Source organism: Escherichia sp. MOD1-EC7003, assembly GCF_002965065.1.
In the GTDB taxonomy this organism is placed as follows: Bacteria; Pseudomonadota; Gammaproteobacteria; order Enterobacterales; family Enterobacteriaceae; genus Escherichia.
Genome location: NZ_PTRE01000157.1, coordinates 1 through 18,657, shown reverse-complemented (window position 1 = coordinate 18,657; position 18,657 = coordinate 1). Strand labels below are relative to the sequence as shown.

Annotated in this window: 16 protein-coding genes and 1 riboswitch; of the genes, 10 read left to right on the top strand and 6 right to left on the bottom strand. The window is 48.6% G+C overall.

From position 1 onward, the window contains the following. Nucleotides 1-30 precede the first annotated feature (30 nt). Complete coding sequence (rcnB, locus tag A7090_RS22015; RefSeq protein WP_105275519.1) at nt 31-369, bottom strand: Ni(II)/Co(II) efflux transporter accessory subunit RcnB; 339 nt, start codon at nt 367-369, stop codon at nt 31-33. Nucleotides 370-574: 205 nt separating this feature from the next. Further along, nucleotides 575-1,432 carry a nickel/cobalt efflux protein RcnA gene (gene rcnA, locus A7090_RS22010; RefSeq protein WP_105275518.1) on the bottom strand — a complete coding sequence of 286 codons (858 nt, stop codon included), beginning with the start codon at nt 1,430-1,432 and terminating at the stop codon, nt 575-577. A gap of 121 nt (nt 1,433-1,553) precedes the next feature. Between rcnA and rcnR the strand changes: the two genes are divergently transcribed. The 9 genes from rcnR to A7090_RS21965 all read left to right on the top strand — a co-directional run bounded on the left by rcnR (nt 1,554) and on the right by A7090_RS21965 (nt 12,782). Further along, nucleotides 1,554-1,826, top strand: coding sequence for a Ni(II)/Co(II)-binding transcriptional repressor RcnR (gene rcnR / locus A7090_RS22005; protein ID WP_000019944.1), 273 nt, complete (start codon nt 1,554-1,556; stop codon nt 1,824-1,826). A gap of 91 nt (nt 1,827-1,917) precedes the next feature. Then, nucleotides 1,918-2,014, top strand: a riboswitch (TPP riboswitch). 34 nt (nt 2,015-2,048) lie between these two features. After that, the gene (thiM, locus tag A7090_RS22000) at nt 2,049-2,837 is read left to right on the top strand and encodes a hydroxyethylthiazole kinase (protein ID WP_105275517.1); all 789 of its coding nucleotides are present in this window, start codon (nt 2,049-2,051) and stop codon (nt 2,835-2,837) included. Continuing rightward, nucleotides 2,834-3,634, top strand: a complete 801-nt coding sequence (gene thiD / locus A7090_RS21995) for a bifunctional hydroxymethylpyrimidine kinase/phosphomethylpyrimidine kinase (RefSeq protein WP_105275516.1) — start codon at nt 2,834-2,836, stop codon at nt 3,632-3,634. Before thiM ends, thiD begins: the two co-directional genes overlap by 4 nt. A gap of 64 nt (nt 3,635-3,698) precedes the next feature. After that, a complete protein-coding gene (locus A7090_RS21990; protein ID WP_105275515.1) occupies nt 3,699-4,547 on the top strand; it encodes a glycoside hydrolase family 25 protein in 849 nt (282 codons plus the stop codon). Nucleotides 4,548-4,602: 55 nt separating this feature from the next. After that, nucleotides 4,603-7,170 carry a DUF6493 family protein gene (locus tag A7090_RS21985; RefSeq protein WP_105275514.1) on the top strand — a complete coding sequence of 856 codons (2,568 nt, stop codon included), beginning with the start codon at nt 4,603-4,605 and terminating at the stop codon, nt 7,168-7,170. Further along, complete coding sequence (locus A7090_RS21980) at nt 7,167-9,830, top strand: DUF6493 family protein (RefSeq protein ID WP_105275513.1); 2,664 nt, start codon at nt 7,167-7,169, stop codon at nt 9,828-9,830. The genes A7090_RS21985 and A7090_RS21980 overlap by 4 nt, the downstream gene beginning before the upstream one ends. After that, complete coding sequence (locus A7090_RS21975; protein ID WP_105275512.1) at nt 9,831-11,177, top strand: SWIM zinc finger family protein; 1,347 nt, start codon at nt 9,831-9,833, stop codon at nt 11,175-11,177. A gap of 13 nt (nt 11,178-11,190) precedes the next feature. Continuing rightward, complete coding sequence (locus tag A7090_RS21970; protein ID WP_105275511.1) at nt 11,191-11,814, top strand: SMI1/KNR4 family protein; 624 nt, start codon at nt 11,191-11,193, stop codon at nt 11,812-11,814. 221 nt (nt 11,815-12,035) lie between these two features. Next, the gene (locus A7090_RS21965) at nt 12,036-12,782 is read left to right on the top strand and encodes a GntR family transcriptional regulator (RefSeq protein ID WP_105275510.1); all 747 of its coding nucleotides are present in this window, start codon (nt 12,036-12,038) and stop codon (nt 12,780-12,782) included. Here the strand turns inward: A7090_RS21965 and A7090_RS21960 are convergent. The 3 genes from A7090_RS21960 to A7090_RS21950 are packed head-to-tail and all read right to left on the bottom strand — an operon-like array spanning nt 12,756 to nt 15,996. Beyond that, complete coding sequence (locus A7090_RS21960; RefSeq protein WP_105275509.1) at nt 12,756-13,721, bottom strand: carbohydrate kinase family protein; 966 nt, start codon at nt 13,719-13,721, stop codon at nt 12,756-12,758. The genes A7090_RS21965 and A7090_RS21960 overlap by 27 nt on opposite strands. Then, nucleotides 13,718-14,722: an ADP-ribosylglycohydrolase family protein gene (locus A7090_RS21955; RefSeq protein ID WP_105275508.1), complete on the bottom strand. Its 1,005-nt coding sequence runs from the start codon at nt 14,720-14,722 to the stop codon at nt 13,718-13,720. The genes A7090_RS21960 and A7090_RS21955 overlap by 4 nt, the downstream gene beginning before the upstream one ends. Continuing rightward, a complete protein-coding gene (locus A7090_RS21950; RefSeq protein ID WP_105275507.1) occupies nt 14,719-15,996 on the bottom strand; it encodes a nucleoside permease in 1,278 nt (425 codons plus the stop codon). Before A7090_RS21950 ends, A7090_RS21955 begins: the two co-directional genes overlap by 4 nt. Nucleotides 15,997-16,252: 256 nt before the next feature. Here A7090_RS21950 and fbaB point away from each other — a divergent pair, with 256 nt between their 5' ends. Further along, the gene (gene fbaB, locus A7090_RS21940) at nt 16,253-17,305 is read left to right on the top strand and encodes a class I fructose-bisphosphate aldolase (RefSeq protein WP_105275506.1); all 1,053 of its coding nucleotides are present in this window, start codon (nt 16,253-16,255) and stop codon (nt 17,303-17,305) included. A gap of 369 nt (nt 17,306-17,674) precedes the next feature. Here fbaB and yegS read toward each other — a convergent pair whose 3' ends face one another. After that, the gene (yegS, locus tag A7090_RS21935; RefSeq protein ID WP_105275505.1) at nt 17,675-18,574 is read right to left on the bottom strand and encodes a lipid kinase YegS; all 900 of its coding nucleotides are present in this window, start codon (nt 18,572-18,574) and stop codon (nt 17,675-17,677) included. Between the last annotated feature and the right edge of the window lie 83 nt (nt 18,575-18,657).

The window sequence follows — 18,657 nt, the reverse complement described above, 5'->3', positions numbered from 1 at the left end:
CATTTCCCCCTCTCTTCGAGGGGGCTTTTTTTAGCGATGATAAAAAATCTCACCGTCGTAGGCTTTAATGATTTTACCGTCGGTATCGTTGATCAACACGTACGCGCCACCCATATAGGTCCAGTGCGTCCCGACATCAGGCGCGGGCAGGTTACGTAACTGCCACTGCTTAATGTTGTACTCATCGGTACGGTACATCTCCGGGACGGTATCGCCTGGTTTGAAATGCTTAAAGTCAGCAATGAAACTGCTTAACTCATACTTAGAAATTCCCGAGGTATTGGTCGAACCCGCGGTGGCTGGTGCGGCCCAGGCGGCACTGGTGACCAGCAAAAGCGCACCCAGCAACATCTTATTTTTAATGGTCATATACTCTCCACTTTGGGGATCTGTAATATCAGTCGCATATCTTTCCTGCCATACAATATAACTGACAAGCGATATTTTGTTAGTGATCCCATGATTTCGTAAAAAGTGTAAATCAAAGGATGCCCTAAAAGCATCCTCATCGGGTGAGGAGTCAGCGGAAATAGCTGATTTAAGAATCATCCTGGGTTGAAGATAACATGCAAGTCTATCGCATTATGCCCATAAAGCCATGCACACCCATATATAAACCAACTAAGCCAATCAACAAACTGGAGAAATAGGGGGCGCGTTTAGCGAGAGTGTTAAATCCGCTCCAGCGTTTTGCGACCTGCTGAACGCTGATTGCTGCGCCGACGCCTACGGTGACCAGCGTTAACGCCAGGCCAATGCTGAAACTGACGACCAGTGTTGCGCCCAGTGTCAGGGCTTTCAACTGAATGCAAATCAACAGCACGGTAATCGCCGCCGGGCAGGGGATCAGTCCACCTGTTAAACCAAACAATAAAATTTGCCAGTTGGTCACTTCTCTGCCATCGAAGCGTCGTTTGATGTCATTAGCGTGGGCTTGCGCATGAGCATCCTGATACTCGCCATGTTCGTGATGGTGATGATGTCCATGGTCGTGGTGATGTTCGTGGTTGTGATGATTTTCATGGTCGTGGTGATGTTCATGATCGTGATGATGCTCATGATCATGCCCGTGCATATTCTCCAGCCAGTTGCGTTCGCCACGCCAGGTACGCCAGAACATCCAGAACGCGGTGCCAAGAATGATCACTGCGGAAATCAGCTGGAGCCACGGTTCTGCTGATTGCGCAGTAAAGCGTTTGCTGATCACCATCCCGCCAAAGGCGATCAACCAGACCACCGCAGTATGCGAAATAGTCGCCGCCAGCCCAAGCATCACCGCCTGTTTAATGGTGCCTTTAATGGCGATGATAAACGCTGCCATCATCGTTTTTGAGTGCCCCGGTTCCAGGCCATGAAGCGCGCCAAGTAAGATGGCGCTGGGGATGAAGAACCAGGCGTTTCCTTGCTGAAGAAGAGTGGTAAATTCGGTCATGATAATAATTCTTAGTATTAAGTCGGCAATCTGATTCTACTCCCCCCCAGTACATTATTACTACCCCCCAGTAGATTAATAGTGCTATGATTTTTCATGTTATTGTTAACCAGGTGTTGCCATGTCTCATACAATCCGTGATAAACAAAAACTGAAAGCGCGTGCCAGTAAGATTCAGGGCCAGGTTGTGGCGCTCAAGAAAATGCTCGACGAGCCGCACGAATGCGCTGCAGTTTTACAACAGATTGCAGCTATCCGTGGCGCAGTAAACGGTCTGATGCGGGAAGTGATTAAGGGGCATCTGACGGAACACATCGTTCACCAGGGGGATGAGCTAAAACGTGAAGAAGATCTGGATGTCGTTCTGAAGGTGCTGGATTCTTATATCAAATAATTTATTAACGCTATTGTAAAACAGTCGTTTTTCCTCGTTTACAACGCGTGCGCCGGACATTACCATTCTTCTCTGCGATTTATCATCGCAACCAAACGACTCGGGGTGCCCTTCTGCGTGAAGGCTGAGAAATACCCGTATCACCTGATCTGGATAATGCCAGCGTAGGGAAGTCACAGACCACCAGGTCATTGCTTCTTCACGTTATGGCAGGAGCAAACTATGCAAGTCGACCTGCTGAGTTCCGCGCAATCCGCGCACGCGTTACACCTCTTTTACCAACACTCTCCTCTTGTGCATTGCATGACTAATGATGTGGTGCAAACCTTTACTGCCAATACCTTGCTGGCGCTCGGTGCATCGCCGGCAATGGTTATCGAAACCGAAGAGGCCAGTCAGTTTGCGGCCATCGCCAGTGCGTTGCTGATTAACGTTGGCACGCTGACGCAGCCACGAGCGCAAGCGATGCGCGCTGCCGTTGAGCAGGCAACACTATCACAAACGCCCTGGACGCTTGATCCCGTTGCGGTGGGGGCACTCGATTATCGCCGCCGTTTTTGTCTGGAACTCCTGCCTCTTAAACCAAGCGCCATACGTGGTAATGCTTCGGAAATCATGGCATTAGCTGGCGTTGCTAATGGTGGACGGGGAGTGGATACCACTGACGCAGCAGCTAACGCGATACCCGCTGCACAAACACTGGCACGGGAAACCGGCGCAATCGTCGTGGTCACTGGCGAGGTGGATTATGTTACCGATGGGCGTCGCACCGTTGGCATTCACGGTGGCGATCCGTTAATGACCAAAGTGGTAGGAACTGGCTGTGCATTATCGGCAGTCGTCGCCGCCAGTTGTGCATTACCCGGCGATACTCTGGAAAATGTGGCTTCTGCCTGTCACTGGATGAAACAAGCCGGAGAACGCGCAGTCGCCAGAAGCGAGGGACCGGGCAGTTTTGTTCCGCATTTCCTCGATGCGCTCTGGCGGCTGACACAGGAGGTGCAGGCATGAAACGGATTAATGCTCTGACGATTGCTGGCACTGACCCGAGTGGTGGCGCAGGGATTCAGGCCGATCTCAAAACCTTCTCGGCACTTGGCGCTTATGGTTGCTCAGTTATTACTGCACTGGTGGCGCAAAACACCCGTGGTGTGCAGTCGGTGTATCGCATTGAGCCTGATTTTGTCGCCGCCCAGCTTGATTCCGTGTTCAGCGATGTGCGGATCGACACCACCAAAATTGGCATGCTGGCAGAAACGGATATTGTTGAAGCAGTGGCAGAACGGCTGCAACGTTATCAGATTCAAAACGTGGTGCTGGATACCGTTATGCTGGCGAAAAGCGGCGATCCACTGCTTTCACCTTCAGCGGTTGCCACACTGCGCAGTCGATTATTGCCACAGGTTTCATTAATAACGCCAAACTTGCCCGAAGCTGCTGCCTTGCTCGACGCGCCACACGCGCGTAACGAACAGGAAATGCTGGAACAGGGACGTGAATTATTGGCGATGGGCTGTGGCGCAGTGCTGATGAAAGGTGGTCATTTGGATGATGAACAAAGTCCGGACTGGCTGTTTACCTGTGAGGGGGAACAACGGTTTACTGCGCCGCGCATTATGACCAAAAACACCCACGGCACTGGTTGTACGCTCTCTGCGGCGTTGGCTGCACTACGTCCTCGCCATTCAAACTGGGCTGACACCGTTCTGGAGGCAAAAAGCTGGCTTTCATCGGCGTTAGCCCAGGCCGACACGCTGGAAGTTGGTCACGGTATTGGTCCGGTTCACCACTTCCATGCCTGGTGGTGAGCACCGTACTATAGCTGCTTTGGTTATTGTCAGTCTTTGGCACTGACATTCAGGGATGAAACCAATGCAGCTGAGAATTACCAGTCGAAAAAAATTCACCGCTTTATTATGCGCTCTTGGGCTAATTTCCATCGTTGCAATTTATCCGCGTCAGACGGTGAACTTTTTCTATTCGACAGCAATTCAGATTAAAGACTACATCCACTTCTACGGTTACCGCCCGGTCAAATCTTTTGCTATTCGCATTCCTGCCAGTTACACCATTCACGGAATAGATGTTTCGCGCTGGCAGGCGCGGATCGACTGGCAGCGGGTGGCAAAAATGCGCGATAACGGTATTCGCTTACAGTTTGCTTTTATTAAGGCGACAGAAGGTGAAAAGCTGGTGGACCCCTATTTTTCGCGTAACTGGCAACTAAGCCGCGAAAATGGCCTGCTGCGCGGGGCGTATCACTATTTTTCCCCGTCGGTATCCGCTTCAGTTCAGGCACGATTATTTTTACAAACGGTGGATTTTGCCCACGGCGACCTGCCTGCGGTACTGGACGTTGAAGAGCGAGGAAAATTATCGGCGAAGGAATTACGCAAGCGGATAAGTCAGTGGCTAAAAATGGTCGAAAAAAGCACGGGAAAAAAGCCGATTATTTATTCTGGTTCGGTGTTTTATCAGGCCAATCTGGCAGGCTATTTTGATGAGTATCCCTGGTGGATTGCCCACTATTATCAACGTGTTCCGGACAGCGGTTCACGGATGTGGCGTTTCTGGCAGCATTCTGATCTTGGTCGGGTAGACGGTATTAACGGCCCGGTGGATTTTAATGTGTTTAATGGGACGGTGGAGGAGTTGCGCGTATTTGCCGGTTTCCCCGACAACAAGCGGAAAACGCAACAAAATCAGAATTTAGGGGGGTGATAGACCACCTCACTCTACGAGTATCATGAGGCAACTTCACAAAAAGGATTGCAGAATGATACCTGTAGAATGGATTCGCCAACAAGACTATACCACTATTGTTGATTGGGCACTGGTATTAACCGAAAAAGAACGTCTTCTGACGCTTAAAATTTTGCAGGAAGCTGATTACTCTTCACTTTTTCCAGGCGAAGATGTACACGATGCATTCTCGTTGGCCAAAGTGCTATGTGCGCGCACCTATGCAGAACAAAAGCTGTTTCCAATAAGCTGGCCCGTAAAGCAAACTGAATTTCATCGACTGCTGTGTAGCCGTAAAAGTGCTATACATGATTCACTTATTACTTTTTTTACTCATATAACCCCCGATTATCTCGAAAAAGTAATAAAAGATTTGTTGCTCTATACGCAAACCTATCCAAACGTTCGCCTTATGTGGCGTTTGTTTCAACATGGGTGGATAAAATTCGATGAATTATCATTTGCCAGCGCCTTATTTCACGTCGAAATGTATTCCCGCAATGTTCAGGATGAAATGGCCTGGTTACGGGAGAATCCACAGATAATAGAAACGGTAATTTTACCCTTCTCACAATATGACGTTCCGGTGCTTTTGCGTAGTCATTTTCATATGGCCGACAGCACACATCACTGTGGTATTGTTACCGAATTTTGGGACGACGTTTTTGCGCAGTTATATGCGGAAGGTCGCATCCCGCGCACGTTGATTGCCGAATTACTCTCCTCCTTAACGCTAAGTTTTAAAAAGGGGCGTCTTGACTGGCACATCCGGTTAATCAAAATGTTCGCCCCCAGCGACGATGAGTGGCTGGCTAATCAGCACTTGCTGCTGGCAGCGCTATATGCCAGCAACAATACGGTGCTGAAGTTTGCCGTTCAGACGCTGCATAAGATTAGTGAGCGAAATACTTTTGATCATGCGGCTTTTATGCAGCATCTTCCGGCGATAACCGGGCGAGAAAAATGCGATAAATCATTGCTGCTTGCGCTGGATATGATCGGCAAACTAGCGGAGCGTTTCCCGGAATATCGTGCTTCACTGGCACAAAATATTTCTGGTATGTTACTTCAACAAAATGAAAAGGTGCAACTCGGCGTCGCACAATTAATGGTGAAATATTCATCCATTGCTGAATTATCCCCCTGGGTTGAACCGTATCGGGAAGGGCTAAAATGCAGTGTCGCCGCGTTATTACAAAGTGAAAGGGTGCAGGTGAGCGAACATTTGATCCCGGCACTGGAATATAACTCTGTTGTTGTGCCGGATAACTGGGATTCGCTGTTATTTCATACCGGGAAAATGCTTGCCAGTAAAGAAGTGCTGGACGTTGAGCTTTTTTATAGCGGAGTTATTGCCTTACAGGAGAGCATCCCCGCGGATTATAAAACACAATTGCAGCCATATTATAAAAAGCTACAGAAGAAATATCTGCAATCGACCTTGTTGTATACGCTGCGGGATTTCTTTTTACAGTGGCTGACGGGGGGACAGCCTCCGATGCCGGAGAAATACGAGCGTCGGTTTCCGCATTTGCAAAACCAGAACCGGTTAGTGCTTGAGCGACTGCGTGACCACTGCCATCTATCTTTGCTTTCAACACCGACGCACACACCGTTTTATGTCTCGCCACAGGCGCTGGTGGCGCGTTTACTGGAACATGAACGGCAGCAATATCCGGTCGATCTTGATGATTTGATTGTTGCCTGTAACCGCATTTTACCGGGCGAGGTCGCGCCGAAAGTAAGGCAGCGGGCATTAATGCTGAAAGGAAATTATGCCTGCGCCGTGCATTATTTATTGGGTGTGACGGATGAAATTTCAGCCGCCAGTGACGAATTATTGCCGCTATGGACGCAAGTCACCCGTACGCGTGACGCCAACGGTGTTTATCCACAGTTTGCGTCGCTGGAGCAAGCGGCCTGGCCTGCGGTAATGCAGCCTTTACGTGCAGCGTGGAAAGTGTGTACTCATACCTATGAAGGTTACACCTGGCTTAAATTGGCGGTGAACAACCAACTGCGATCTTTTTGGGGGAATGACCAGACAGAGTCATATTCAATACGTTATTACTACTCAAGTCAGCGTATTTTTGATTGTTGTTCAATGGGCGATTTTTTATATTGTTTATCCCTTGTGCCACATTATATTGACTCCTTATTAATAAAATCCATACCGGATACTGCTTCCAGTTTCGATGTGAATAATATAGACGGTTGTATTTATCCGTTACAGTTCTTGCTGGAAAATCAACTGCGTGTACATCACGGTGGTTGGATTTATATTGCGGTCTGCCTGCTATTTAAGAAAAAAGTCAGTCGTGATTTGGCCGCAGAGTATATACAGTTAGCGTTACAACAAGAATTTATCGACCGAACCTATTTGAGTGAGTGCATTGCTGACTTACTGATGCATAAATTTGCACCGATTAATCGTTTTATTGAATATCTGAATGGATACAATCGTGATCCACTGGCACGCGCGTTTCAACAGCAAATTTTAACTGCATGTATCAGTAAGGCAGAGGAGAAAAATCTGCCAGTGAATTATAAAAAATTGCTGGCTTTTGATTCAGAATTCAATAGTCAAGGAGGTGAAAAATGAACGATTTTAAAGAACGCTACTGCAAAATCATCGAGTCAGGGAATGCTGAACAATTAATTGCATTTTTGAAAACGCTGGATGAAAAAGCGCGGAAAGGGTTAGTTCCATTGATAAAAAAAGATGTTAAAAGATTATCAAAGTACAGTGAACTGTCCAAAGGTCGTTGGGGGATTGTTGGAACAAAAAATCAACTCGATATGTTAGGCGTGGCAACCGTAACGTGTTATTCCAGAAAGGATTGTAAAAGTATTCCACATCGTTTGCTTCATAGTAATTATGCGCTGGATAAAGCACTGGCGTGGTGCTGCCCCGAATGGTTAACTGATTATATTAATAGTTTTAACGATCAAATTCCACTCAACTACGAGCAAATAAGCGATTGGTTAACTGCCGGATATCTCAGCAGCGTATCGCCTGAAATTATTGCCCTGGCCATTGCTTATTCTTCTTTATCACTGGAAAAACATGCCCTGACGCTGGATAGCCATATCTGGACGATATTTCATCATTCATGTGGTATCTCATTGATAGATCGTTGGTATCCTAATGAAGAAAAACCATCCGGAGCGGGTGAACAGAAATGGATCTATATTTTCATAAAATATACACAAAATAATCGTATTGACAGAATGAGAGTGCTGAAAGAATGCCTGCTTGCGGTTAATCGTAATTTTAATCGGGAACAAACCTGCTGGTATGCTTCGCTGCTAATTGCGCTGGAGCCGAAACCTGATGAGTGCCTGCAATTGCAGGATGAACTATTTTCTGCGTTTCTCTGTCCGCAAACGAAACCAATAAATACTGCCCTACAGATGGTGGGGAAAATCATCGAGCATTCAGAATTTCATGTCGATGACTTTATCGCCCAGTTGCCAGTGTTGTTTTCTTCAACGACCAAAGGAATTATAAACAGTAGTTTAATGTTGGCCGACAAACTGGCTAAACGGCATCTGGATAAAAAAACAGAAATATGTTGTTCTGTTACCAACATATTTCTGAGTAAGGACGTTAGTCTACAAACTAAAGCCGCAAAACTGCTGGTTAAATATGGCGAGGCGACAGATCCAGAACTCAGTGCGCTGCTAATGAGCTATACGGAGAGTTTGTTATCCGACGCGCGTGAGCTACTGGCTGATTTTCTTGATGCGCAAACGGTGATGACAGATGAACCGGAAGAAATCACAGCATTTCTGCCTCTCATGCACGAAGATAACCGTATCCCAGAAGTAGAAACCTGGGATGATTTTATCTTTTTTGCCGGTAGAACATTCCTTAATCTTGAATCATATCATTTTGACCAGTTGCCTGCTGTGTTATTACGCTTCGCACCCGAAATTAATGGGGGTAACGTCAGCCAACTGGAATCAGCCTTTTTACAGGCAATGAAAGCACTTGATAGCATCTCACATTTTGAGGGAATGTTAGCCTGTTTCTTTCTGGAATATGCTGGAGATTTAATTTCTCGTTTTCCACAACATACACATCAAATTCAATCAATTCATGAAAGATTCCTGCTATTAAAAAATTCGGATGATAGATGGAAAAAAATAGACTGGGGATTTCATCCTTATGATCAGGAGGATAAAAAAAGATGCCGCTCCTGGATTGAGTTTTTTAAAAATGTCTTACTGTTGTTGAAAAATAATGTACAACTTCCATTACTCTCGACGCCAACACATTTACCTTGCTTTATCGACCCAACGGTGTTTGTACTACGTCTTGCACAATACCAGCAAGTGGGAGTGGAACCCGGTAGCCAGGATATGCAACTGGCAATACAGCGTTGTGTATTTACCGGTCCACAGCCTGATATTTCGCACCTTAACACCGAGTATGCCGCGTTAGTGCGCTATCTGTTTTCCGGTGAACAGCAAGCGTTAACACAAATTGAGCATGATGAGTGGAAACTGGCAGCCATCATTACCCGTTGTGCGGTGGCTCCTGATACTAACTCTTTTGATATCGGTTATTCTTTGCTGGAGAAACATGGACTGCCAATGGAACTATTGAGCACTCTTTTTCCCTGGTTTCTTAAGGAAAATAGCGTCAGTGGTTCCCCGGTAAAAACGTTCAATTTTGACGTCACTACTCTTTTTCAGCGACCAGATACCCCAATGTTCTATGCTGATAGCTTTATGCCTTGCGCTAAATACAGTTACTTTGGTGGAGAATATAAGCGGCGCACGATTTACGCTTTCCCCTGGCAGTGTGATGTAACACTGATGCGTTTTATTGAAATGAATTTTCATGACACCCGTATTTCCTCTACCAGCTCCAGTCTGGAGATCCTCCAGGCGCTTTATGATTTACCATTGGCGCTTTCGCCAATGGGCCACTTACTGATTGCTTTATGTATGCTCCATGCCGACAAAACAGTCCGCGCTCTTGCTGGCGAACTCTGGTTAAACAAACTACGCCACCCTCAAGGCGTTAACTCCACCCATATCGGCGACATCCTTGGTCGGCTGGAAAAAGAGAACTGGGCACCGCTGAAGCGCTTTACCGATCTGACGATGCAATCGTTACTCAATATTAGCGCGCGCCACAACCGGGCGTTGCTGGAGATGGTTTGTGCTATGGATAGCCACCTGAGCACGGTCAAAATCACTAATTATAAAAAACTCACCGAACTTAAACTCGAACTCACAAGGAAATCATAAATGGAAGAAACATTAACGTATAGTTACAACATTCCTTCCGTTTTGCAAAAGGCAGACGGGCAGGACGAGTTGCGGCTGGCGAAATACAGTGAGATTCAGAAACCTTCCGACGCGCCCTGCTTTTTTATTGGTCAGGTTAAACAGCCTTTTATGATGGCACGCTGCCTGCTGGCGTTGGCAAATGTGGTGAAGGCCAGTTTCAATTTGTCGCCTGCGCAGTTAGCGTTGCTGAAGGACCCGATTGTTAGCGCGGGTTATGAGCGGGTACGATTTGAGGGTTTTTCTCATTGTGCTGGCGTTTATGCGCGTCTGGACATTTTACCGGAGGGGCTAAACGGTGACTTTTTACAAAGTGGCACCACCAACGTTGATTTCAACCAACCGATGTTATCGGCGCTGGCAGGTATTCGTAATAATGAAACCGTCACGCTGTCGGTAGGGCAAAAAGCGGTCGGCCTGCATCTGGAAAATCAACAGATTATTGAACGTAAAGTGCCGTTGCCCGTGAAATGGATCAAGGGGTTGAGTAGCGTTCAGGTTTATCTGGCGCAGTCGGAAAATAGCTTCACTCTGTCAAAGATTCAGGCGCAACAACTCTTTCGCTCTCTCCCGAAAGGACAGGTGAGAACCGATTATTACCTGGTTATGCGCGGCAATATGCAGCAGTTTTCACCCGTGAAATCTGCCTCGGCCATTTGTATTGGCGGGTTACATCGTCTGCGTTTGTTGGAGCCGTTGCTACCGTTTATTGACAAACTTCAGGTTTTCGCTCATCCACAAATGCAATCAACGACCTGGCAGCTTTATATGGGAGAGATGCGTTTTAGTTTGTCGCTATCGCGCGACTGCTGGCGTGGATTTTCTGGTGAAGGGGCAACACTTGATGCGCTGAACGAGGGGATTGATGAAGGCTGGCTGGCGATATTCAATGAACAGGCGCAGGCTAATCAAACCATTAACCCAGCATTTTTCTCCTCACCGGGAGGCGCGTGGTTGTCGAAAACCGATACACTCTCGGCACAACTGGCGGCGATGGGTCTACTGGGATTCGACCTGGAAGAGGGAACTTATTTCTATCGTCAGTTGCCGTTTAAGCTTTCTCGTATTCTGGGGCTGAATCCGCGTTTAAAGGGGGCAGAGAAATTAATCGTCGATGAAAAAGTGGCGATTGTCAGCCAACAGGCAGGCCGGACCGAAGCACGCGTTGCGGGGAGTGGCGTGCAGCATACAGTCATCATTGATGCCAGCGGAGAACGCTGTACCTGTGAGTGGTTCAGTAAATATCAGGGTGAGCGCGGGCCGTGCAAGCACGTGCTGGCGGTAAAGAAATATTTATTAATGAAGTAATAAGGGCGTGATCATGAGCATTTACCAGGATTATCTGAACGGGCTTGCGGAACATTTTCAACCGGATATAAGCGCATTGTTTGCGACGTTTACCGGGGCTGATGAGACGGATATTGCGGAACTTATCAAGCATTATCCTGATTCTCCCAGCGATTTGCTCGGGTTATTACGCAGTATCAAAGGGACGCATTATGAGCTACATCAGAGTAATACAATTTGCTTACCTGTTTTAGGATCTGACGTTGCTGCTGATCAATATCCTTACTATTTGCGCTCGGTTGCGCAAATTCTGGAAGATAAAAATGGCTGGTTTGGCAAGGAGACTATTGAAGAAATATATAATGAAGATATCGATTGTATTGAGCTGGATGAACGGATCGACATTACTGTGCCATTTAGTCAGCGTCTTTGTTTTGCGCATTGTATTAATAATGGTGGTACGTCTCAGCTCTATATTGATTATGCCCCTTCGAACACGGGAAAATATGGTCAGATAGTTCGCTATTTACACGATCCTGATAGTTATCAGGTTATTGCGGACAATTTTGCGCAGTATTTAACAAACATTATGCAGGATGAATATCCGTTCATCAATCCTAATCGGATAGCGAGTGATTACTTATCCTTTGATGAATAATCCAGCTCATGTGCTCCTCCGTCTGACCACTGGGGAGTGCTCTGAATTGCCATCATTAGGTTCAACAATATAAACCGTGGGTGTTGAAGACAGTCAACGACACGCCGAAGTATACTGTGGGTAAAAGCGAAGATGTCAGACTTGAGACGGTAAAGAAACTGATAATGGTGCAACTTGGGTCTGATATACTGCCTTCAGACTCATCGCCTGGAAAAAGACTCATGGAACAAGCGCATACCCAGCTTATCGCCCAACTGAACGAACGTATTTTAGCGGCAGACAATACGCCGCTTTATATTAAGTTTGCCGAAACGGTAAAAAATGCTGTACGTAATGGGGTGCTGGAGCATGGCAATATTTTGCCCGGTGAGCGCGACTTGAGTCAGTTAACCGGCGTTTCGCGCATTACTGTACGCAAGGCAATGCAGACGCTGGAAGAAGAGGGCGTGGTGACGCGTTCGCGCGGTTACGGAACGCAGATCAACAATATCTTCGAATACTCGCTGAAAGAAGCGCGAGGTTTTTCGCAGCAGGTAGTGTTGCGCGGTAAAAAGCCCGATACGCTATGGGTTAACAAGCGCGTCGTGAAATGTCCCGAAGAAGTCGCGCAGCAGCTGGCGGTCGAAGCAGGAAGCGATGTCTTCTTGCTCAAGCGTATTCGTTATGTGGATGAAGACGCGGTATCGATTGAAGAGTCCTGGGTTCCGGCGCATTTAATCCATGATGTCGATGCCATTGGTATTTCACTGTACGATTACTTCCACAGTCAGCATATTTTTCCAAAGCGTACCCGTTCCCGCGTTAGTGCCTGCATGCCGGATGCCGAATTTCAATCGCATATTCAGTTAGACAGCAAAATACCGGTGCTGGTGATCAAGCAAGTGGCGCTTGACCAACAGCAACGGCCTATTGAATACAGCATTAGCCACTGTCGCAGCGATCTATACGTTTTTGTGTGCGAGGAGTAGTTCCTCGCGGGTTGGCGCGCAATCACCGCCGCGATGCCCGACAACCCACGACGCCACTGCATTGCCCAGCAATACGGCATCCGCCAGTGGCAAACCAGAGGCCAGCCCAGCTAATACGCCACCTGCATGACTGTCGCCCGCCCCAATGGTGTCTACAACTTGCGTTGGAAATGCCGGGATGCAGCCAGAAGCGTTGTTGCTGAAATACCATGCGCCTTCTTTATCCAGACGGACGATCAACGACGCGGCAAATTTCTCCTGCCATTGCTTGCCAAGTGTTGTTATCTCTGCGGATAAGGCAAAACGTTCGGCGGCAATCTCAGCCTCTTGACGATTGAGTGACACTAAAGGTCGACAGGCCATGATCCGCGCCAGTAATGCATCCGGGATATCGCCAATACGTGGGCCAAAATCGATAAACGGCGTCACGTTTTGCAGCGCCTCCAGCCATTCCACTAACAATTCGCCACAGGGCGCGGCCAGTTGATAACCGGAAAAGTAGAGCAGGCTACCAGGCGCAACGGTTAATCGCGCCAACCATTCGCGATTCCACTGGTTTTCCACACCGCTGAACGACATAAAAGTGCGTTCACCGTCAGGTTCCACCAGAGCGAGGCACCAGCCGTTATCGCCTTCGGCGTTATCGATCAGGCTGATTAAGCCCTCTTTTGCCATCCTGTTGCGAATAATCTCTGCCCACACCCCCTGACCGAGCGGCAAGGCGTTACCCGCTTCGATGCCGAGGCGCTTTAACGCCACGGCAATATTCAGTGCGCAGCCACCAACGTTAACGCTCTGCTGTTTCAGTTCGATATCGCACCCACGCCAGGGGAGGGCATAAGCGTCGGCGATCACATCAATGACCGCCGCGCCGACGACCATCACCGGCTGACGCGTGGTTAATTCAGGCAGCAGCGAGTGTAACCGAGCGCCGCTCATACAGCCTCCCGTTGCTGGCGATACTTTGCCAGCGCCGTGGCGTAACGATTAAAATCAAGCTGATTAACCGCATCCAGTTCAGCCTTTAACGCAGGATCGATAGCATTTACACCATGCAACGCGCCACAAATCGCCGTCGCCATAGCACCGATGGTGTCAGTGTCGCCACCAAGATTGGCGCACAGAATAGCGCAACGGTTTGGATCGGTTTGCGCCAACTCAACCAGCGCAATTGCGCATGGGACGGACTCAATGGTACTGGTGCCTGCACCAACCACCTGATACAACTGCTCGCTGGCTGATTCGGTGCCGTCGGCGTTGCGCACAATTTTCAGCGCAATCTCCAGACGTGCTGCCAGTGAGGCGCTGAAGGTAGTGATGCGTTTTTGCTGTGCATGTCGCGCAATCGAAGGCAGGGAATCAACAATCGCTGACCAGCTTTCTCCGTCAATGGCACGAGAAATCGCCCATGCGATGACTACCGCGCCTGCAACCGCCAGATCGGATTTATGAGTCGGAGTGGATGCCAGCGCCACATCATCAATAAAGGAATCAACATCGCGCGCCGCAAGCAAACAGCCTAATGGCGAGACGCGCATCGCTGCGCCGTTGGTTACGCCATTGTTTTCCAGTTCAGCAACGGGTTTGCCGTCGCGAATGGCGTTGAGCGCAATCTTCGAGGTTGGGCCAAGCACGTTTTTGTTAAAGGCGTCGAAACGCAGCGCCCAGTCGAGAATATTACGTCCAATCAGATCCGGATCGATCTTGCCTTCACGTTCCAGTAGCGCATCTGCCAGACAAAGTGCCATCGAGGTATCGTCGGTGAATTCGGCGCGGTTAAAATAACAGGCCGCGTTATTCTCCTTTGGTCCAGGCAGAAAACGGTCAATCCAGCCAAAGTGCGCTTTGACGCGACTGCGCGGCCAAAGCTCGGAGGGCATCCCCATCGCATCCCCTAACGCCTGCCCATAAAGAGCACCGAGAATACGTTCTGTTTTCATTTAACTTCCCCTTGTGTCAACGCAATATCGCGATCATCGACTTTAATAGCCGTAATTTCGTTGTCGGATTCGCGGAAAAAAATCATGAACAGCACGGCGATAATAGCAATCATCACTGCGCCGAAAGTCCACATCCCGGCCCAGTTGAAAGTCAGTCCGTTTACCGGTTGCTGATAAGCGAACATCTTCTCCATCATCACGCCGCCAAGACGATAGCCGAGCAAACTGCCGAAGCCCTGGCAGCAGAGCGTGATCAGCCCTTGCGCGGCGGTACGCATATGTACGGGGGCTTTTTTATCGACATAGATGTAAGCGGTAACGTAGTAAAAATCGTAACTTACGCCGTGCAGTAAAATGCCGAGGAACAGTAACGCGTAGGTGAAATATTCATCCGCACTACCGTAAATAAAGAAGCCATAACGGATCGCAGCGGTAACCAGACCAAGTAATAATACCTTTTTGATACCAAAGCGTTTGGTGAAAAACGGCAATGCCAGCATAAAGAAGATTTCAGAGAACTGGCCGAGCGTCATCCAGCCAGTCGCGTTTTTCATGCCGACTTCAGTCAGATAACCGTTGGCGAAGATGTAATAGAACGCCAGCGGCATCGCAAACAGGAATGAACAGAAGAAAAAGACGAGGAAGTTTTTATCGCGCAGCAGGATCAGCGCATCCAGGCCGAGCATGACTTTAATGTCCATTTTGCCGGTGCTTTTTGGCGGCGTGTCGGGCAGGAAAAACGCAAACACACCGAGCAGAGCAGAGCTTCCGGCGGTAATCAGCAGCGGAATGTTGGTCGGTGAGATATCGTCATATCCCAGCATCTGTGGCAGAAATCCGCAGACCAGACCGGAGGCAATCCAGCCTATTGTCCCCAGTACGCGAATGCGTGGAAAATCACGCTCAACATCCGGCACGTTGGCAAACGCGATGCTATTCGTGAGCGCAATGGTCGGCATATAGGTTAGCGAGTAGGCCAGCAGTAACGGGAAGAACCCGGCAAAAGTGGTCTGTTGCGCAGCAAAATACATCAGCACCGCACCAGCGAACATCAATACTGCCAGCACTTTCTGCGCCGAGAAAAAGCGGTCGGTGATAGAGCCAACCAGAATAGGCGACAAGATCGCTGCAATGGCGGTACAGGCATATGACCAGCCAATTTCCCCGGCACTAAAACCACTCTTACTTAACCACAACCACAATGGCACAAACCACGCGCCCCAGATAAACCATTCAACAAACATCATGAACGACAGCTTTGCTGTTGTTTTCATCTTTTAATTCCTTCATGACAGGTAATGTAAGGTACGCGCAGACAATACCATTTAACGATACCTTTTGAATACCTTTGCGATGAAACTTTGACCGCAGTAACATTTTTTCTGATGAATCGAGCCAACAGAAAACGCTGAAAATACATCCAAAAGATGGAAAAACTCGCCCGTAACGACCAGGATTATGATTGCCCGCAAAAGGTGGGCCAGGACAATCCATAGCCGATATCCAATCGGAATTTACGGGAGCATAGTAATGACAGATATTGCGCAGTTGCTTGGCAAAGACGCTGACAACCTTTTACAGCACCGTTGTATGACTATTCCTTCTGACCAGCTTTATCTCCCCGGACATGACTACGTAGACCGCGTGATGATTGACAATAATCGCCCGCCAGCGGTGTTACGTAATATGCAGACGTTGTACAACACCGGGCGTCTGGCTGGCACTGGATATCTTTCTATTCTACCGGTTGACCAGGGCGTTGAGCACTCTGCCGGAGCCTCATTTGCCGCTAATCCGCTCTACTTTGACCCGAAAAACATTGTTGAACTGGCGATTGAGGCGGGCTGTAACTGTGTGGCGTCAACTTACGGTGTGCTGGCATCGGTATCGCGGCGTTACGCGCATCGCATTCCATTCCTCGTCAAACTTAATCACAACGAGACGCTAAGTTATCCGAACACCTACGATCAAACGCTGTATGCCAGCGTGGAGCAGGCGTTCAACATGGGGGCGGTGGCGGTTGGTGCGACTATCTATTTTGGCTCGGAAGAGTCACGTCGCCAGATTGAAGAAATTTCTGCGGCTTTTGAACGTGCGCACGAGCTGGGCATGGTGACCGTGCTGTGGGCCTATTTGCGCAACTCTGCCTTTAAGAAAGATGGTGTTGATTATCATGCTTCTGCCGACCTGACAGGTCAGGCGAACCATCTGGCGGCAACCATAGGTGCAGATATCGTCAAACAAAAAATGGCAGAAAATAACGGCGGCTATAAAGCGATTAATTACGGTTACACCGACGATCGCGTGTACAGCAAGCTGACCAGCGAAAATCCGATTGATCTGGTGCGTTATCAGTTAGCTAACTGCTATATGGGCCGTGCAGGGTTGATAAACTCCGGTGGCGCTGCAGGCGGTGAAACTGACCTCAGCGATGCGGTGCGTACTGCGGTTATCAACAAACGCGCAGGTGGAATGGGACTGATTCTTGGACGTAAAGCATTCAAGAAATCGATGGCTGACGGCGTGAAACTGATTAACGCTGTGCAGGACGTTTATCTCGATAGCAAAATTACTATTGCCTGATGAGCTTCGTTCGAACGGCACTACCCCGTAGGCCGGATAAGGTGTTTACACCGCATCCGGCAACCTATGCCTGATGCGACGCTGAAGCGTCTTATCATGCCTACATAGCACTGCCCCGTAGGCCGGATAAGGTGTTTACGCCGTATCCGGCAACCTATGCCTGATGCGGCGCTGAAGCGTCTTATCATGCCTACATAGCACTACCCCGTAGGCCGGATAAGGTGTTTACACCGCATCCGGCAACCTATGCCTGATGCGACGCTGAAGCGTCTTATCATGCCTACATAGCACTGCCCCGTAGGCCGGATAAGGTGTTTACACCGCATCCGGCATAACTGATTCTCCCTAAATCAAAAGAGAATAATTTGATTAACGCAATAATGGGCAATCTGGTGGTAATCGACAACGTAACGCCGCTGGAAGTATTTCAATATGAAAGTTTTGCCCACTCAGCGGTTCGCCATCAAGATTAAAAGTGATTTCGTGTGGTGCTTGTATATCAAACCACGCCGAAGCGCCTTCGATAATATTTGGATTATCTTCGTCAGATTTTAAGGTTGAAACGAGAGCCGGAAGAATTTCATCGCCGGTAAAAATGCGCAGCTGCAACAAGCCGTCGTTAATTAACGCGTTCGGGCACAATTGCTGACCGCCACCGGCCTGACGCCCGTTACCAATACCAATGACCAGGGCGTCACCTTGCCAGTGAAAGTTTTCACCGCGGATTTCACAACGGTCCGGTTGCAGCGTATCCATGCGCATTAAGCCATGAATGATGTAAGAGACGCCACCCAGCGCGGCTTTTAATTTTTCCGGCGTTTCTGCGGTAATACGCGTCCCAAACCCGCCTGTCGCCATATTAATAAAACAGGTTTGTTTGTTGACCTGCGCCATGTCTATCGCAATGGCGTTACCGGCAATTGCCAGTTTCAGCGCCTTATCCAGCGCCTCAGGAATCCCTACACTGGTGGCAAAATCATTGGCGGTCCCTAATGGCAAAACTCCCAGCGCGGGAATGTCATCCCCCTCACACTGAATCAACGCCGTAGAAACTTCATTAATGGTGCCATCGCCACCACCGGCAATCACCGTTGCGACGCCCAACTTCCGGGCCTCCTCTACAAATCGTGCGGCATCGCCTTTCTCCCAGGTGACCCGCACATGGATCGTCATTCCTTCCTCACGCAACAGCATAATTGCTTCGCGCAATGGTAGATTGTCAGTACTTTTACCGTTAAGAATCAGTAAGCTGGCGGGAAATTCTGCCATGATCGTATGTGCCTTTATGATTTGTCAACGCCAAGATTATTGGCCGTTTTTCGCCATTTTTAATGTCCGCTATTGGTCATTAA

Bases quoted from the DNA above. Each gene is read 5' to 3' on its own strand.
- rcnB (WP_105275519.1), bottom strand. From the start codon at position 369: ATGACCATTAAAAATAAGATGTTGCTGGGTGCGCTTTTGCTGGTCACC.
- rcnA (WP_105275518.1), bottom strand. From the start codon at position 1,432: ATGACCGAATTTACCACTCTTCTTCAGCAAGGAAACGCCTGGTTCTTC.
- rcnR (WP_000019944.1), top strand. From the start codon at position 1,554: ATGTCTCATACAATCCGTGATAAACAAAAACTGAAAGCGCGTGCCAGT.
- thiM (WP_105275517.1), top strand. From the start codon at position 2,049: ATGCAAGTCGACCTGCTGAGTTCCGCGCAATCCGCGCACGCGTTACAC.
- thiD (WP_105275516.1), top strand. From the start codon at position 2,834: ATGAAACGGATTAATGCTCTGACGATTGCTGGCACTGACCCGAGTGGT.
- A7090_RS21990 (WP_105275515.1), top strand. From the start codon at position 3,699: ATGCAGCTGAGAATTACCAGTCGAAAAAAATTCACCGCTTTATTATGC.
- A7090_RS21985 (WP_105275514.1), top strand. From the start codon at position 4,603: ATGATACCTGTAGAATGGATTCGCCAACAAGACTATACCACTATTGTT.
- A7090_RS21980 (WP_105275513.1), top strand. From the start codon at position 7,167: ATGAACGATTTTAAAGAACGCTACTGCAAAATCATCGAGTCAGGGAAT.
- A7090_RS21975 (WP_105275512.1), top strand. From the start codon at position 9,831: ATGGAAGAAACATTAACGTATAGTTACAACATTCCTTCCGTTTTGCAA.
- A7090_RS21970 (WP_105275511.1), top strand. From the start codon at position 11,191: ATGAGCATTTACCAGGATTATCTGAACGGGCTTGCGGAACATTTTCAA.
- A7090_RS21965 (WP_105275510.1), top strand. From the start codon at position 12,036: ATGGAACAAGCGCATACCCAGCTTATCGCCCAACTGAACGAACGTATT.
- A7090_RS21960 (WP_105275509.1), bottom strand. From the start codon at position 13,721: ATGAGCGGCGCTCGGTTACACTCGCTGCTGCCTGAATTAACCACGCGT.
- A7090_RS21955 (WP_105275508.1), bottom strand. From the start codon at position 14,722: ATGAAAACAGAACGTATTCTCGGTGCTCTTTATGGGCAGGCGTTAGGG.
- A7090_RS21950 (WP_105275507.1), bottom strand. From the start codon at position 15,996: ATGAAAACAACAGCAAAGCTGTCGTTCATGATGTTTGTTGAATGGTTT.
- fbaB (WP_105275506.1), top strand. From the start codon at position 16,253: ATGACAGATATTGCGCAGTTGCTTGGCAAAGACGCTGACAACCTTTTA.
- yegS (WP_105275505.1), bottom strand. From the start codon at position 18,574: ATGGCAGAATTTCCCGCCAGCTTACTGATTCTTAACGGTAAAAGTACT.